At 70.0% G+C, this 15,467-nt stretch carries 13 protein-coding genes; 9 read left to right on the top strand and 4 right to left on the bottom strand.

What is annotated here, in order from left to right; genetic code table 11:
• Positions 1-46: 46 nt before the first annotated feature.
• Positions 47-442 carry a LysM peptidoglycan-binding domain-containing protein gene (locus D7X32_RS15670; protein ID WP_120603348.1) on the top strand — a complete coding sequence of 132 codons (396 nt, stop codon included), beginning with the start codon at positions 47-49 and terminating at the stop codon, positions 440-442.
• A 68-nt stretch (positions 443-510) separates the two neighbouring features.
• Here the strand turns inward: D7X32_RS15670 and D7X32_RS15665 are convergent, their stop codons facing one another.
• Together D7X32_RS15665 and D7X32_RS15660 are read right to left on the bottom strand one after the other, a co-directional pair.
• Entirely contained in the window at positions 511-1,176 is a 666-nt protein-coding gene (locus tag D7X32_RS15665; protein WP_147450168.1) for a hypothetical protein, read from the bottom strand.
• Between the two features lie 60 nt (positions 1,177-1,236).
• On the bottom strand, positions 1,237-2,796 hold the full coding sequence (locus D7X32_RS15660) for a ChaN family lipoprotein (protein WP_120603346.1): 1,560 nt from the start codon (positions 2,794-2,796) through the stop codon (positions 1,237-1,239).
• A 112-nt stretch (positions 2,797-2,908) separates the two neighbouring features.
• On the opposite strand from D7X32_RS15660, the gene D7X32_RS15655 reads away from it, so the two are divergent.
• Both D7X32_RS15655 and D7X32_RS15650 read left to right on the top strand, forming a co-directional pair.
• Positions 2,909-6,031 carry a TonB-dependent receptor domain-containing protein gene (locus D7X32_RS15655; protein ID WP_120603345.1) on the top strand — a complete coding sequence of 1,041 codons (3,123 nt, stop codon included), beginning with the start codon at positions 2,909-2,911 and terminating at the stop codon, positions 6,029-6,031.
• Positions 6,031-6,861: a 5'-nucleotidase C-terminal domain-containing protein gene (locus tag D7X32_RS15650; RefSeq protein WP_120603344.1), complete on the top strand. Its 831-nt coding sequence runs from the start codon at positions 6,031-6,033 to the stop codon at positions 6,859-6,861. The genes D7X32_RS15655 and D7X32_RS15650 overlap by 1 nt, the downstream gene beginning before the upstream one ends.
• A 46-nt stretch (positions 6,862-6,907) precedes the next feature.
• Here the strand turns inward: D7X32_RS15650 and D7X32_RS15645 are convergent, their stop codons facing one another.
• Together D7X32_RS15645 and D7X32_RS15640 are read right to left on the bottom strand one after the other, a co-directional pair.
• Positions 6,908-7,189, bottom strand: coding sequence for a TIGR04563 family protein (locus tag D7X32_RS15645; protein WP_120603343.1), 282 nt, complete (start codon positions 7,187-7,189; stop codon positions 6,908-6,910).
• A gap of 9 nt (positions 7,190-7,198) precedes the next feature.
• Positions 7,199-7,408 (bottom strand): TIGR04563 family protein, encoded by a 210-nt coding sequence (locus tag D7X32_RS15640; RefSeq protein ID WP_014396356.1) that lies wholly within the window; start codon positions 7,406-7,408, stop codon positions 7,199-7,201.
• Positions 7,409-7,841: 433 nt separating this feature from the next.
• Between D7X32_RS15640 and tilS the strand changes: the two genes are divergently transcribed.
• The 6 genes from tilS to D7X32_RS15610 all read left to right on the top strand — a co-directional run bounded on the left by tilS (position 7,842) and on the right by D7X32_RS15610 (position 15,467).
• The gene (gene tilS, locus D7X32_RS15635; RefSeq protein ID WP_120603342.1) at positions 7,842-9,209 is read left to right on the top strand and encodes a tRNA lysidine(34) synthetase TilS; all 1,368 of its coding nucleotides are present in this window, start codon (positions 7,842-7,844) and stop codon (positions 9,207-9,209) included.
• A gap of 181 nt (positions 9,210-9,390) precedes the next feature.
• A complete protein-coding gene (ftsH, locus tag D7X32_RS15630; RefSeq protein WP_120603341.1) occupies positions 9,391-11,307 on the top strand; it encodes an ATP-dependent zinc metalloprotease FtsH in 1,917 nt (638 codons plus the stop codon).
• Between the two features lie 170 nt (positions 11,308-11,477).
• Positions 11,478-12,701 (top strand): dihydropteroate synthase, encoded by a 1,224-nt coding sequence (folP, locus tag D7X32_RS15625; protein WP_120603340.1) that lies wholly within the window; start codon positions 11,478-11,480, stop codon positions 12,699-12,701.
• Between the two features lie 164 nt (positions 12,702-12,865).
• A complete protein-coding gene (gene glmM, locus D7X32_RS15620; protein ID WP_120595760.1) occupies positions 12,866-14,260 on the top strand; it encodes a phosphoglucosamine mutase in 1,395 nt (464 codons plus the stop codon).
• Positions 14,261-14,361: 101 nt separating this feature from the next.
• Positions 14,362-15,087 (top strand): pyridoxine 5'-phosphate synthase, encoded by a 726-nt coding sequence (locus tag D7X32_RS15615; protein WP_120603339.1) that lies wholly within the window; start codon positions 14,362-14,364, stop codon positions 15,085-15,087.
• A 5-nt stretch (positions 15,088-15,092) separates the two neighbouring features.
• Positions 15,093-15,467, top strand: a complete 375-nt coding sequence (locus D7X32_RS15610) for a holo-ACP synthase (RefSeq protein WP_120603338.1) — start codon at positions 15,093-15,095, stop codon at positions 15,465-15,467.

Here is a 15,467-nt window from a genome sequence, read left to right as displayed (position 1 = left end):
GTGGGCGCGGTGCTTGAGTTCGCGCCCTCACGACAGGAGAACGCGGATGGCCTTGCAGAACGACTATCAGGACGTGCTGGACGTGGCGAAGAGCGTGGGCGCGAAGATCGAAACGCGCGAGGAGAACGGCAAGCTCGTCATCAAGGGCGCCGTCGACCACGCCTTCGACCGCGATCGCATGTGGGATCAGATCAAGGCGAAGCACCCGAAGTGGAACGACGAGGTCATGGTCATGCTCAACGTGACCCACGCCGAGCCCTACGGCGTCCACACCGTGAAGTCCGGCGACACGCTCAGCAAGCTCGCCAAGGACATCTACGGGGACATGAAGCTGTACACGAAGATCTTCGAGGCCAACAAGGATCAGCTCAAGGACCCGGACCACATCAAGGTGGGCCAGGTGCTCAAGCTGCCGCCGAAGACGATCGTCAACAAGGCCTGAGCCTCAGGGCTCCTGGCGCGGTGGACCGCTGGCTCGCGGTCCACCTGCTCTGGCCCGTTGAGGAACGCTCAGGGGCAGTACGGGCACTCCACCGTGGCCTCGAGCGAGTCGTAGACGAGGCAGTTCTGGTCCGCCGCGCTGTCGTTCTTCTGCTGGCAGCGGTAGTTCCACACGGAGGCGCACTGGGTATAGACCTGCGCATCGCCGGTGGGGCCCTGGTATGTGGACGTGCAGGTGCCGCCCGAGCTTCCTCCCGACACGGTGCAGCTGTTGGGGTCGGTGTTGCTCGTGCACTTGAGGCTGGAACAGTTGGTGCCGCTGCCCATCCACTTGCCCGAACAGCTGGAGGCCCCGGCGCGCTGATCACAGAGCACGCGGTTCAGGCTCGAATCGTAGTAGGCGCACGCGCCGCCGCTGCCCGAGCTCGAGCCGCCTGAGGGCGTTCCCCAGCTCCAATCGGGCGTTCTCGGCTCCGAGTAGCTGTCCAGGTCGACCGTTTCGTCTGAAAAGCCCACGTCCGCGCACGAGTCGCCGTCGAAGTAGGCGCAGTACTCCCAGCCGTCGCACCAGAAGTCGCGGCAATCGTCCGCGGTGTCTTCCGAACAGAAGTACAGGTTCGAGCCATGGACGCAGGCGCCCTGTTCGGCGAAGCACCCTGGCAGCAAGAGGCCGACCGCGAGGGACAGGAGGAGTGCTGATGCAGCGCCCGTGAGGCGGCGAGGAGATGGGGTCATGCCGCTGGATGGTAGCTGCAAGCAGGCGCCGGATTCAGCTGCGTTGGCGTCTGCGCGAGCCTAGAGACCGCGAAGGCGCGCGGCCCAGGTGAGGTACGCGCCGCGCGGATCCACGAGCGGATCCCGGAAGAGGGCGCGGATGTCCTCGGTGTCCACCTGGCCCGCGTCGAAGGCGCGGTAGAGGCTGTCCCCCAGCAGGTACCCGAGCGCGTGGCTGACGCCATGGAACAGGCGGTCGCGGCGCAGGGGGAGGAGCTTCACGGCCTCGTCGGGGGCCTCGGACTCCGTGGCCTTGTGGGCGAGCACGAAGGCGGCGATCTGCCGCTCCAGGCCCCGGGCCTCGCCGAAGCGCTTCGCCCACTCCGTGACGCTGGGGCAGGCGCGGCGCGGGTTGATCAGCTTGGAGCCGAAGAAGCCCAGGGCCTCTTCCAGACAGCGCGCGTAGAAGGCCTCGGACGCGCCGCGCGGGGCGTCCATGGCGTCGCCCACGGCGCAGTGACGCACGAAGTGGGCGGCCTCCTCCGCGGCGTGGTTGAGGGACAGCGACGCGAGCCAGGCCGTGCGCGCGCGCGGGATGTAGCCGCTCTCACGCGACAGGATGTGCTTGCGCAGCTGGGACAGCTCCGCCTGGGTGAAGCGGCCGCGCCGGCGGATGCGGGCGAGCACGTCGCCGTCCGCCGCCGTCGTCACCTCCACCGAATCCAGCTCGCGGCCCACGGACACGCCCGCGAGTCCGCCGATGAGCTCCGCCATGTCGCGGAAGCGCTCCGCGGCGCTGCGGTCCAGCAGGGGCGCGTCGTCGCCTTCGGCCTCCAGGTAGTCCAGGAAGCTCTGCTGGCAGAGGACGGGTGAGGCGTTCATCAGGCACAGCGCGCCGTCCGCCAGCTCCACGGCCTCCGCGCTGCCCAACCGGCCTTCGCGCGCGAGCCGCCACCAGAGGCCTTCGGCGTTCTGGTACACGACGAGCCCGCGGCGCGGATGGGCGTCTCCCAGCGCGCGCTCCACCTGCGCGGGCAGGTGGCAGGGCGCGGCGTGGAACTGGCCCACCAGCACCATCACCAGAGGGACGTCCTCCGCGCGGGCCACGCGGGCAATGCGCTCCGCGGCGAAGGCGTCGCGCAGTGCGAGTGAACGCTCACCCTGCGCACGTCTGTCGATGGCGGCCACCTGGAGCTTGTGGCGCTTCGCGAAGTTCAGCACGGCGCGGATGCCCGCGCCCGGACCAAAGCCCGGGGTGGGGCCGTGGCCCAGCCGCGACAGCAGGGTGCGCTCGGGCAGGCGTCCCGCCAGGTACGCGTCGAGGGCCGACTGGTGACGGCCCTCCACGCACTCGAGCGCCAGCACGACGCGGCGGCCGGAGGCGAGGGCGCGCTCGGCGAGGTCCAGGTAGGTCTGCTGGGCGAGCGGCAGCGTGTGGTAGTCGCCGACGTAGACGAGGTCCGACGCCGAGATGCGCTGGTGCACGTGGGTCAGGGGGACCACGCGCTGGTACGTGCTCGTACGCCGGCGGTAGCGGGCCTCGTAGGCGCGGAAGGCTTCGGTGCGGCCTTCGACCACCCGGGCGATCTGGGCGCGTTGGCGGCGGAAGAGAGCGAGGTGAAGGGCAAGCGACGCGCGCATGGAGCGACAGGCACCGTCGCATGCGCTCGCGGGGGCGGCAAAAAATCAGCGGGGCGCGGGCAGGTGGCTTGCTTGACTCGAATGGCCCTGCAACGGACCATCTTCGTCAATCTTGCAGACCGTTCTTCCTCGCACCCTCATCCTCTGTGCCGTGGTGTTCGTCGCGGCCCCCGTCCACGCGCAGGAACCCGCGCTGTTGCACGCGCCACCGCAGCGCGCGGAGGTCCGGCAGCCCCTCCAGTTGGATGCGACGCTGGTGGATGGCGGCAAGGTGCTGGAGCTCTTCGTCCGCTACCGCGGTCCGGGCGAGCCATACGTCCAGGTCCCGATGGAACTCCAGTACGGAGACCTGTACCGCGCGATCCTCCCCGCCGAGCACATGGTGTCCCCCGGCGTGGAGTACTTCATCGAGGCGGCGATGGTGGATGGGGCGCGCACGCCCCTCTTCATGTCCGCGCTCCGGCCCGCGAGGGTGATGGTGGGAGCGCAGACCCCGGTGCCCCCGCCGGTCCGGGCGCCGCCGGTTCGCAAGGGAACCCGCGAGGATCCGAAGTCCGCGCCCGACATCGATGCCTTCGCGCCGCCGTCCGGGGGAGGGGAGGACGATGAACCCGCGCGCACTCCACCACCGACTCCTTCGACGAGCCGTCCGGATGGGACGAATGCGCGTGCGTCGACCCAGGCGGGGCCCCCCGATTCGCGGACGCCGAATCGTGCGGACAGCGTGGACGCCCGTTCGTCCACCCGGCCGGGGACCTCCGATTCACGAGCACCCGGCACCCCCAGCGGTACGGACCCGCGCGCTCCGAGCCGAACGGATGCGACCTCTGATCCACGGGCTTCGAGCCGCGTGGCCGGTACGGACTCGCGAGTCCCGAGCCGGACGGATGCGACAGATTCAAGCTCTTCGTCCCGCACGGACGCCTCACGCGCCGCGCCTCGCACGGATGCATCCGACTCGCGTGCCTCGCCGCGCGCGAACGGTACGGACCCGCGGACTCCCGGCCGTACGGACACCGGAGCGTCCCGCGCCTCCAGCTCCGACGACGCCATGGCCGCGCTCAACGCGGACGTCCCTCCGGATACCCGCGCCGACTCCCGCGCGTCCTCTTCTTCCTCGCGCACCGCCATGGATGACGACCTGGCGCTCTACAGCGCGGAGGACGTGCTCGCGGTGACGTCCCTCCAGGAGGAGGCCGTCCGCACCGTGCCGGCCATTGGCGCTTCCTTCAACCGCGCGCAGATGATCGCGCTGGGCGCCCGCACGGTGTCGGACGTGCTGGACGTCGTGCCCGGCGTGTCCGTCAGCCGCGACGTGCAGGGCTTCCACCGCACCGCCATCCGGGGCCTGCGCAACGACGCGGAGGTCCTCTTCCTCCTGGACGGCCACCGCCTCAACAACTTCTTCGACGGCAAGGCCCTCATGAACCTGCCGGTGGAGAACCTGGAGCGCATCGAGGTCATCCGCGGCCCCGGCTCCGCCATCTACGGCGCGGGCGCCTTCCAGGGCGTCGTCAACCTCATCACGAACCACTCCGACGGCGTGCGCGGCGCCGTCACCACGGGCGGCGTCCCCCGCGACGACGGCCGGCTCGCGCTCGCCACCGACGGCCACCTGTCCGCCGCGCATACCACCGGCGACCTGCGCCTGTTCGCGGACCTGGACCTGTGGACCCAGGAAGGGGACTCGCTCGTCATCGACCACGATGCACTCGACGACGAGTCCGTGGACCAGGGTCTGCGCGACGTGGATGAACCCGCGGGCCGCACCCGTGACGGACGCTTCCTCGTCAACGCGGGCGGAGGCGTGTCCTACGGCCTGGACAGCGCTGGCCGCGTGGGCGTCACCGCGCGCTACCTCGCGGAGAAGCGCGATGCCCTCGTCGGCCTGTTCGACACCGTGGGCAATGACTCGGAGCTGTCCTGGAACGTGCTCCTCGCCGACCTCACGTGGGAGCGGCCCTTCTCCGACGGCGGCCAGGTGCGCGCCCGGCTGGGCTTCGATCAGCAGTCCACCGACCGTTTGTTCCAGCTCACGCCCCACGACTTCCGCACCGGCGACGGCGCGGACCGCCTCTTCCCGGACGGCCTCCAGGAACAGACGCAGGTCACCGTGCGCACCGTGACGGCCTCCGTGGACGCGGACCTCGCGCTGGCGAAGGAGAACCACCTCACCCTGGGCTTTGTCGCGGAACAGCAGTCCCTGTCCCAATACGACTACACCACGAACTACACGCTCGACGGCCGCCTGCGCCCCAGCCCCGCCGCCCCCGAAGGGCTCGTGGACCTCACGCAGGGCGCGGCCTCCAGCCGCCTCAACCTGGGCCTCTCCGCGCAGGACCAGTGGACCGTCCTCTCCGCGCTCACGCTCACCTTCGGCCTGCGCCTGGACGCCACGCAATTGCCTGACGCGGACGCGGGCACGCTCGACGCCCGCAAGATGGTGGTGCGCGTCAACCCGCGCGTGGGTCTGGTCATCGCCGCGTCGGACGCGCTCGTCCTCAAGGCGCTGTACGGCCGCGCCTTCCGTGCCCCCACGCCCCAGGAGCTGGTCGAGCGCATCCCCGACACCGACTACAACCAGGGCCGCTTCGAGGGAAACCCACTCCTGCAGCCCACCACCGTGGACACCTTCGAGCTGGGCGTGGACCTGGTCCAGGCCGCCGGCGACACCCGCGTGCGCGTGCGCGCCAACGGCTTCCTCCAGAACTTCGCCTCGCCCATCACCCCGGTGGACACCAGCGGCAACATCGTCCCCCTGCGCAACCGCGAGCTGGGCGTGCGCGTGTACGGCGTGGAGGCGGAGGCCCGCCTGGAGGCGTCCAAGCGCGCCGCCGCGTGGGTCAACGCCAGCCTGTCACGCGCGCAGGACCTGGAGCTGCCGGAACAGGCCCGCCTGCTCACGGACGTGCCCCAGGCGCGCTTCAACGCGGGCGTGTCCATGCCCCTGGGGGATTGGGTGAACCTGGACGTGGTGGTGCGCTCCGGCGCCGAGCGCCGCAACAACAACCGCTCCACGCTGGAGCTCATCCGCCGCTACAAGATTCCCGCCTACAGCCTCATCACCGCGCAGCTGCGCACCGAACCCATCTGGGAGCACTTCGAGGTGACGCTCTTCGCGCAGAACCTCTTCGACCACGACCTGCGCGACGACGTGCCCCGCCCGGACCGCGTCACCGGCCTGCTGCCTCGCGAGGGCGTATCCGGCTACCTCACCCTGAGGGCCTTCTACTGATGGACCGCCGCCACCTCACCGCCGCGCTCGCGGCACTCGCGCTCCTGCCCGGGTGCCTCGCGTACAACGACTCCTGCACCCCGCTGGTGGACGACCCCGACGCCGTCGTGGGCTACCTGGGGGAAGAGGTCCAGCTGGCCTCCGCCTTCACCCGGCACGACAACAACGCGCTGGGGCAGCTGGCCGCGGACGCGTTCCTCCACGCGGAGGACGGCGCCGCGAAGCCCACCGAGCTGGGCATCATCAACGGCGGCTCGCTGCGCGACGAAGGCCTGTGCGTCACCCGGCCGTCGCTGCGCACGGGGCCGCTCACCGACGGCGTCCTGCACGAGGTCATCCTCTTCGAGAACCTCGTCGTGACGGTGGACCTCACGGAGAAGCAGCTCGTGGGCCTCTTCGAACACTCCGTGGAGGCGCTGGCGCTGGAAGGGCAGGCCATCGTGTCGCCGTCCGGCGCGTTCCTCCACGTGTCCGACGGCACCACCCTGCGCGTGGACTGCGCGCGTGCCGCGGGCCAGCGCGTGACGGAGCTGCGCGTGAAGGGCCGCACGGTGTCCATCCCCGCGCGCGACGACGCGTCCATCCGCTACCGCGTGGCGATGTCCACGTTCGTGCTGGATGGCGGGGACGGCTACGGCGGCATCCTGGGCAACGCCGGACAGGACCCGGACCGCAACCCGGTGACGGCGCGCAAGCTGGGCGGCACGGACGCCAACATCGCGGCGGCGTACATGAAGAGCACGTACCCCAGCCCGGTCCAGGCGCTGAAGGAAGCCCCACGCATCGTCTTCGATAACTGTGCCCGGCCCGCCCGGCCCGCTCCGCGCTGACGTCGCGCGCGGAGGAAGGCTTGCGAGGGCCGGGGTGGACGGCCCCTTACGTCTTGGAGGGCTCGTCCGATGAGGCCGGGGCGCTGGCCGTCACCACCGCCGGAGCGGAGGTGGCCGTCTGCGCCGCGGCGGCCACCGGCCGTGGCGGCAGGGGGCCCAGCACGTCATTGACCGAAGGCATCCGACGGATGTCGGCGCGGGCGACCTTCCACGCCTGCTGGACGATCCACGACAGGGAACGATCCTGTCGCGTCGCCTCGCGCTGGATCTCTTCCAGCATGTCCTCGGGAAAATAGAGTGACTGCTTGCGGTGATCCGTGGTGGCCATGGCCCTGCCTTACGGCCTTTCTTCGCGCGGGTCCGTGCGCTCGTCGCCAGTGACGTCGTTCACGGCAGGGAATGACTTGATGCGGTCGCGGGCGATCTTCCAGGCCTGCTGCACCACCCATGAGAGGGAACGGTCCTGCCGGTTCGCCTCCTCCTGGATCTCCTTCAGCATCTCCTCGGGGAAGTACAGCGACTGCTTGCGCTTGTCGGTGCCTGCCATGCCTGGGTCTCCGGGGCGGATTCGAGGTGACGACCTGAACACACCGGAGCGGTTATCCGACAGACGCCCTGAAGGGTCAACGGTTTCGGAGCACTCAAGCGTGCGCCCGAGTGCTGAACGCTCCGCTTCCGACACTGCATTGACAGCTGAAAAGAGAAACGCCCCGGCCTCCACGAGGGAGACCGGGGCGCTTCGGAAAGAGGGACCGCAGGGAGCGAATCTCCGAGCGGCCCCGTGGACCCAGAGGGGGAGGGGGGGGACCCCTAGGTCCAACGTCATGAAGTCCAGAACGTCCGACCAACAACCGTGGGGCGCCGTTCTATTTCCGCCCCGCGTCCATCCATTGTGGGAATCATGGAACGCATTCCCACGCCTTCCGCCCACCGCGAATCTGTAACCCGGTCACCCCTCCCTCCATTCCATCGCTGGCGCCATGCCTCGCGCGTCTCCTGAACGTCCCTCGCTGCCCGCCGCGCTCGCCCGCTCCTATGCCGGGCACGGCGCCGCCTCCCGCTCGGTGCTGCTCGCGGTCTCCGGAGGGGCGGACTCCACCGCGCTCCTCGTGGGAACGGCGCGTGTTCGCGAGGCGCTGGCGCTGCGCGTGGAGGTGGCGACGGTGGACCATGGCCTCCGGGCGGAAGCCGCGGAGGAGGTGACCTCCGTCGTCGGCCTGGCCGCACGCCTGGGCCTGACCTGCCACGTCCGGCGGCTCGCGCTGTCGCCCGGCGCGGGGATGGAGGCCCGGGCGCGAGCGGCGCGCTACGCGACCCTGGAGGTCCTGCGGCAGGAGCGCGGACTGGACTTCGTGGCCACCGGCCACACGCTCGACGACCAGGCCGAAACGCTGCTGATGCGCCTGTCCCGCGGCGCCGCGCTCCGGGGCGCACGAGCCATCCACGCCCGGGCACCCACGCTCCTCCGCCCGCTGCTCGCGTGCTCGCGCGAGGACGTGCTCGCCTTCCTGGCCACCGAGGAGGTGGGGTTCGTGCGTGATCCGATGAACGCGGATCCCTCCCTCTTCCGCACGCGCATGCGCCTGGACGTGCTTCCCGCGCTGAACCGCGCGGCGGGCTTCAGCACCGTGGAGCACCTGGCCACTTTCGCGCGCCTCGCCTCCGAGGACGAAGCCCTGCTCGCCGGGCTGGCGGACGCGGCCTGGGAGCGGCTGGCGCTGCCTGGAGGAGGGCTGGACGCCGTGGGGCTGCGCGCGCTGGAGCCTCCGCTGTCGCGCCGGGTGCTCGCCCGGCTGCTGGGCGTGGCGGGCGCGCGGGTGGACCACGCCACGCTGGAGCGCACGCGGGACGTGGTGGCGCGCGGGGGCGCCGTGGCTCTCAGCGACGGCCTCCTCCTGAAGGTGACCGGCGGGCGGGTGCGCTGCGTGGGGTGCGAACGGGAAGCGCCTCCCTCGCCGCTGGTGCTCCCAGGACCGGGGGCCCAGGGGAACTTTGGTGCGTGGCGCTTCCAGGTGGCGGAAGGATCCGCTCCCCCGGGAGTGTTGGGCTTGATGTTGGAGGAGGGGACAGCGTGGCCACTCACGGTACGTTCGAGGAAGCAGGGCGACCGCGTCCGCACGCGCGCGGGCCATCGCAAGGTGCAGGACGCGCTGGTGGATGCCCGGATCCCGGCGGAGGCGCGGGCCGCGCAGCCCGTGGTGGTGGACGCGCGCGATGCCCCGCTGTGGCTTCCCGGGCTCCTGCCGCGCTCCGTCGAACCCGGGGCGCCTTCGCGCGAGATGGCTTGCCGACACTCGCTGTGGGCGTTCCCGCCGGCTTCAAGCGAACGGCGGACCCCTCCGTTATAGAGTCGATGCTTCGAAACGGGGGATGGTCGCGGTCCCCTAAATAGTTGAGGGCTTTTTACTGTTGCTGATACGGTCCGTCGCTGGCCTGCACACGGGCGGGCGCCGGGCACATGACGAACTTCGCCAGGGTTCCTCCTGGCACGGCCCTCATCCCGCCGAGTACCGAAAGGGCAGCTGAAACGTGCGTTCGACCTACAAGACCATCGGGCTCTGGGTCATCCTGATCGTCCTCTTCGTCGCCTTCTACAATTTCTTCTCGCAAGGCAACGAGCAGGTACAGGAACCGACCTTCACCCAGCTTCTGACCAAGGTGGAGGAGAAGAAGGTCCGGGCCGTCTCCGTCAAGGGCAACACCTACTCCGGCACGTTCAGCGACTCGAACGACAAGTTCCGGACCACGGGTCCCGCTCCGGACGTGGCCGTGCTCAACCAGCTCCGCGCCTCCGGCGTGGACGTGAAGTACGAGCGCGAGGAGCAGAACAGCCTCTGGCTGACCATCCTCGGGCAGTGGATGCCCGTCGTCTTCCTGTTCCTGTTCTTCATCTTCTTCATGCGCCAGCTCCAGGGCGGCAGCGGCAAGGCGATGACGTTCGGGAAGTCGAAGGCGAAGCTCCTCAGCGAAAGCCACAACAAGGTCACGTTCGCGGACGTGGCCGGCGTGGACGAGTGCAAGGAGGAGCTGGAGGAGATCGTCGCCTTCCTCAAGGACCCCAAGAAGTTCACCAAGCTGGGCGGCCGCATCCCCAAGGGCGTCCTGATGATGGGCCCCCCGGGCACGGGCAAGACGCTGCTCGCCCGCGCGGTGGCCGGTGAAGCGGGCGTCCCGTTCTTCTCCATCTCCGGCTCGGACTTCGTGGAGATGTTCGTGGGCGTCGGCGCCAGCCGCGTGCGCGACCTCTTCGAGCAGGGCAAGAAGAACGCCCCCTGCATCATCTTCATCGACGAAATCGACGCCGTGGGCCGCCACCGTGGCGCGGGCCTGGGCGGCGGTCACGATGAGCGTGAGCAGACGCTCAACCAGCTGCTGGTGGAGATGGACGGCTTCGAGTCCAACGACGGCGTCATCCTCATCGCCGCCACCAACCGTCCGGACGTGCTGGACCCGGCGCTCCAGCGCCCGGGCCGCTTCGACCGCCGCATCATCGTTCCCCGTCCGGACCTCAAGGGCCGCCTGGGCGTGCTGAAGGTGCACACCCGCCGCGTGCCGCTGGCCCCGGAGGTGGAGCTGGAGGTCATCGCCCGCGGTACGCCCGGCATGACCGGTGCGGACCTGGAGAACCTGGTCAACGAGTCGGCCCTGATGGCCGCGCGCCAGAACAAGGAGCGCGTGGACCTGGCGGACTTCGAGCAGGCGAAGGACAAGGTCTTCATGGGCCCGGAGCGCCGGTCCATGATCATGACCGACAAGGAGAAGCGGAACACGGCCGTCCACGAGGCCGGCCACGCGCTCCTCGCCAAGCTGCTGCCCGGCTGCGACCCCTTGCACAAGGTCACCATCATCCCGCGCGGTCAGGCCCTGGGCGTCACCTGGAGCCTGCCCACCGAGGACAAGGTGAACGGCTACCGCAAGCAGATCCTCGACCAGATCACCATGGCCATGGGTGGCCGCATCGCCGAAGAGCTCATGTTCAACGAGATGAGCAGCGGCGCGGCGAACGACATCGAGCGGGCCACGGAGACGGCGCGCGCCATGGTGTGCCGCTGGGGCATGAGCGAGAAGATGGGCCCGCTGGCGTTCGGCAAGAGCGACGGTGAGGTCTTCCTGGGCCGCGACTTCAACTCGTCCAAGGACTACTCCGAGGACACCGCCCGGCAGATCGACTCGGAGGTCCGCAGCATCGTCGTGGGCTGCTACACGCACGGCAAGCAGCTGCTCACGGACAAGCTGGACGTGCTCCAGCGCGTGTCCGACGCCCTGGTGGAGTACGAGACGCTCGACGCCGAGGACGTGAACATCATCCTCCAGGGTGGCCAGCTCACCCGTGAGCGCCCGGCGCCGCGCGTGAGCTCCTCGCCGAAGCCGACGGAGAAGAAGGACAAGCGGAAGATCCTCGACGCGCTCGAGGGCCTGCCCAACATGGAGCCGAAGAAGGCGTAACGCCCTTCCCGGTTCCCTCCTGAAGTGACGAAGGCCCTTCCCATGGAACCGGGGAGGGCCTTCTGCTTTGCGGCTTCACGCGCGCGTTCCCGCCGTCCTCCCTTCCCTGGACCGGGCGAAGCGGCGACACTGACCCCTCGCCGCCCTCACGCTCTGAAGGGGTCCTGACCGTGCTGCGCGCCCGCCTCATCTCCCGTGATCGTCCCGAGGACCTGTCGCTGGTCCTCCGCCGCCTGAACCTGTCCGCCCGCAACCGCGAGCACCTGACGCGAGAGCTGGGCTACGCCCACGTGCTCATCACCGGGGGCCGTCCCTCCTACGAGGAGGAGCTGGTCCCGCCGTATGGCTCCAAGGAGCGCGAGAAGCTGCCCACCTGGACGCCGGGTGGACACCTGGACCATCCCGGCGAGGTGCTCCTGTCCGGCAGCCGCCAGCAGTTCGACCGGCTGATCTCGCTCGCCAGGAAGTCCCCCCGCACGGACGGCCTGGCGCGCGTGCTGGAGGAGGTGCTGTCCCCCGCGCCCATGCCGGCGCTGACCCTGAGCGGGCGCCGGTTCGAGTGGGGCACGCGCACGTACCTCATGGGCGTGGTGAACGTGACGCCGGACAGCTTCTCCGACGGCGGCCGCTTCCCGGACGCCTCCAGCGCCGTGGAGCACGCGCTGAAGCTGGTGGACGCGGGCGCGGACATCCTCGACGTGGGCGGCGAGTCCACCCGGCCGGGCTCCCTCCCGGTGTCCGTGGACGAGGAGCTGTCGCGCATCCTCCAGGTGGTGGAGGGCATCAAGCGCCGCTCCACCGTGCCCATCTCCGTGGACACCATGAAGGCGGCGGTGGCGAAGGAGGCGCTCAAGGCCGGGGCCCACCTCATCAACGACGTCACCGGCTTCCACTCGGACCCGGCGCTGGCGGGCGTGGTGGCCGCGGCAGGCGCCGCGTGTTGCCTGATGCACACCCAGGGCATGCCCAAGACGATGCAGCAGGCGCCCCAGTACGCGGACGTGGTGGGCGAGGTGATGGACTACCTGGAGGAGGGGATGTTCCAGGCCACCGAGGCGGGCATCCCGCGCGAGCGCATCCTCGTGGATCCGGGCATCGGGTTCGGCAAGACGCTGGAGCACAACCTCTTCCTGCTGCGCCGGCTGGAAGAGCTGCGTGGGCTGGGGCAGCCCCTGCTGGTGGGCACCAGCCGCAAGTCCTTCCTCGGGAAGCTGACGGGCGGCAAGGGCCCCCAGGAGCGCCTGGCGGCCACCCTGGGCTCGGTGGCGGCCATGGCCGTCCTGGGCGGCGCGGACGTGGTGCGGGTGCACGACGTGGCGGAGGCCCGGGACGCGCTCGCGGTGGCGGACGCCATCCGAGGCGCCCGGGGTGGGGGCGACCTGTACGGCGGCTGACGGGTGCAAGCCCTTGCGTCGCAAAGGGGACGGGTGCGCACGCCCGGGCGCTTGCCTGGGTGGCACCGCATCCCTAGCTTCGGGCCCACGTGCCGGACGGGGTATAAGCCCCGGACGCGAGTGGCCGGAGCCCTTCCGGCAATGGGAAAGGTGGAGCGGCACACATGGCGTACAGGATGGACATGCCCCCCAAGGAAGCTCAGAAGACGGAGCGGCTGTTCGGCACGGACGGCGTTCGTGGTGTCGCCAACGTCTATCCGATGACGGCCGAGGTCGCGATGAAGCTCGGCCGCGCCCTGGCGTACCTCATCCGCAACGGTCCGCACCGCCACCGCGTCATCGTGGGCAAGGACACGCGCCTCTCCGGTTACATGCTGGAGCAGGCCCTGTCCGCCGGCCTCATCTCCATGGGCGTCGACGTGGAGCAGGTGGGCCCGCTGCCCACGCCCGGTATCTCCAACCTCACCACGTCCATGCGCGCGGACGCGGGCGCCGTCATCTCGGCGTCCCACAACCCGTACCAGGACAACGGCATCAAGTTCTTCTGGCGCGACGGCTTCAAGCTGCCGGATGAGACGGAGGCCAAGATTGAAGAGCTGGTCTCCAGCGGCGAGATCGACAACATCCGCCCCACGGCGACGAAGATCGGCCGGGCCATCCGCCTGGACGACGCGCGCGGCCGCTACATCGTCTACCTGAAGGCCACGTTCCCCCGCGAGCTGACGCTGGAGGGGATGACCATCGTGGTGGACTGCGCCAACGGCGCGGCGTACCGCACGGCGCCGGCGGTGCTGGAGGAGCTGGGCGCGAAGGTCATCGCGCTGGGCGTGTCCCCGGACGGCAAGAACATCAACCACAAGTGCGGCGCGCTCCACCCGGAGGGCCTGGCCAAGGCGGTGGTGAAGCACGGCGCCCACCTGGGCGTCGCGCTGGACGGCGACGCGGACCGCCTCATCGTCGTGGACGAGAAGGGCAACGTCGTGGACGGCGATGCCATCATGGCCATCTGCACGGGTGAGCTCGTCGCGCGCAAGGAGCTGAAGAAGAAGACGCTCGTCTCCACGGTGATGAGCAACATCGGCCTGGAGCGCGCGGTGTCGCAGTGGGGCGTGAAGGTCGTCCGCACGCGCGTTGGTGACCGGCACGTCGTGGACGAGATGCGCCGCAATGGCTACAGCCTGGGCGGCGAGCAGAGCGGCCACCTCATCTTCCTGAACCACACCACCACGGGCGACGGCACGCTCGCGGCGCTGCAGCTGCTGGCCGTGATGTGCCGTCAGCAGAAGCCGCTGTCGGAGCTGGCCTCCATCTTCCAGCCGGTGCCGCAGACGCTGCTCAACGTCGTGGTGAAACAGAAGCGCGAGCTGGGCGAGCTGCCCACGGTGATGAAGGCCATCAAGAACGTGGAGCAGAAGCTGGGCAATAATGGCCGCGTGCTGGTGCGCTTCTCCGGCACGGAGCCCAAGGCCCGCGTCCTGATTGAGGGCGAGGACGCGGCGCGCAACGAGGCGTACGCCCGCGAAATCGTCGAGGCGCTCTCCAAGGCGCTGAACGGTTAGCGACAGCGGTTGACTTCCGGACGCCGGCCACGAATAGAGGGGCCGGCGCGGGCCCGGGCCTTTGGACCATCCCGCACCGCGCCAGCGCAAGGAGCGGGACGATGGGACAGCGACTGGGTGTCAACGTGGATCACGTGGCGACGCTGCGTCAGGCGCGGCGCACCGTGTATCCGGATCCGGTGACGGCCGCGGCGATGGCGGAGCTGGCCGGCGCCCGGCAGATCACCATCCACCTGCGCGAGGACCGGCGCCACATCCAGGACCGGGACCTGCGCATCCTCCGCGACACGGTGCAGACGCTCCTGAACCTGGAGATGGCCGCCACCGCGGAGATGGTGAAGATCGCCTACGAGTACAAGCCGGACGTGGTGACGCTCGTCCCCGAGCGGCGCGAGGAACTCACCACCGAGGGCGGCCTGGAGGTCGCGGGCCAGCGCGAATCCATCGCGAAGATCATCAAGAACCTCAAGGACGGGGAGATCGCCGTCTCGCTGTTCATCGACCCGGACCTGGACCAGGTGCGCGCGTCGCACAAGGTGAACGCGGACCGGATCGAGCTGCACACGGGCCGCTACTGCGAGGCGCGCAACGAGAAGGAGCGCGCGCGGGAGCTGGCGCGCATCGTGGACGCGGCCAAGGCGAGCGCGAAGCTGGGCATGGGCGTGGCCGCGGGCCACGGGCTCAACTACGACAACGTGCAGGCCATCGCGCGCATCCAGGAGATCGACGAGCTGAACATCGGCCACGCCATCGTGGCGCGCGCGGTGCTGGTGGGCTTCGAGCGCGCGGTGCGCGAGATGCTCGAACTGATGCGCGACCCGGGGTAGACGGCATGTCCATCGTCGGCCTGGGGTTGGATCTCTGCTCCATCGAGCGCATCCAGCGCATCCTGAACGGGCCGCGCGCGGAGGCGTTCCTCGCGCGCGTGTACACCGACGGCGAGCGGGCCTACTGCGCCCCGCGCCACGACGCGGCCAGCGCGTACGCGGCCCGGTTCGCGGCGAAGGAGGCCCTGGTGAAGGCGATGGGCGTGCCTCCGGGCGTGAAGTGGCGGGACATGGAGGTGGTGCGCGAGGGCGGTCCGCCGCGCTTCGTGCTCTCCGGCGTGGCCCGTGAAGTGATGGAAGCGCGGGGGTGGGAGGCGATGCTCGCGCTCACCCATGATGCCGGCGTGGCCGCGGCCACGGTGGTGCTCCAGACGAAGTAG

It is taken from the genome of Corallococcus carmarthensis, from assembly GCF_003611695.1.
Classification (GTDB): Bacteria; Myxococcota; Myxococcia; order Myxococcales; family Myxococcaceae; genus Corallococcus; species Corallococcus carmarthensis.
The sequence above is the reverse complement of the archived record's forward strand: the minus strand, read 5'-3'. Positions and strand labels throughout refer to the sequence as shown.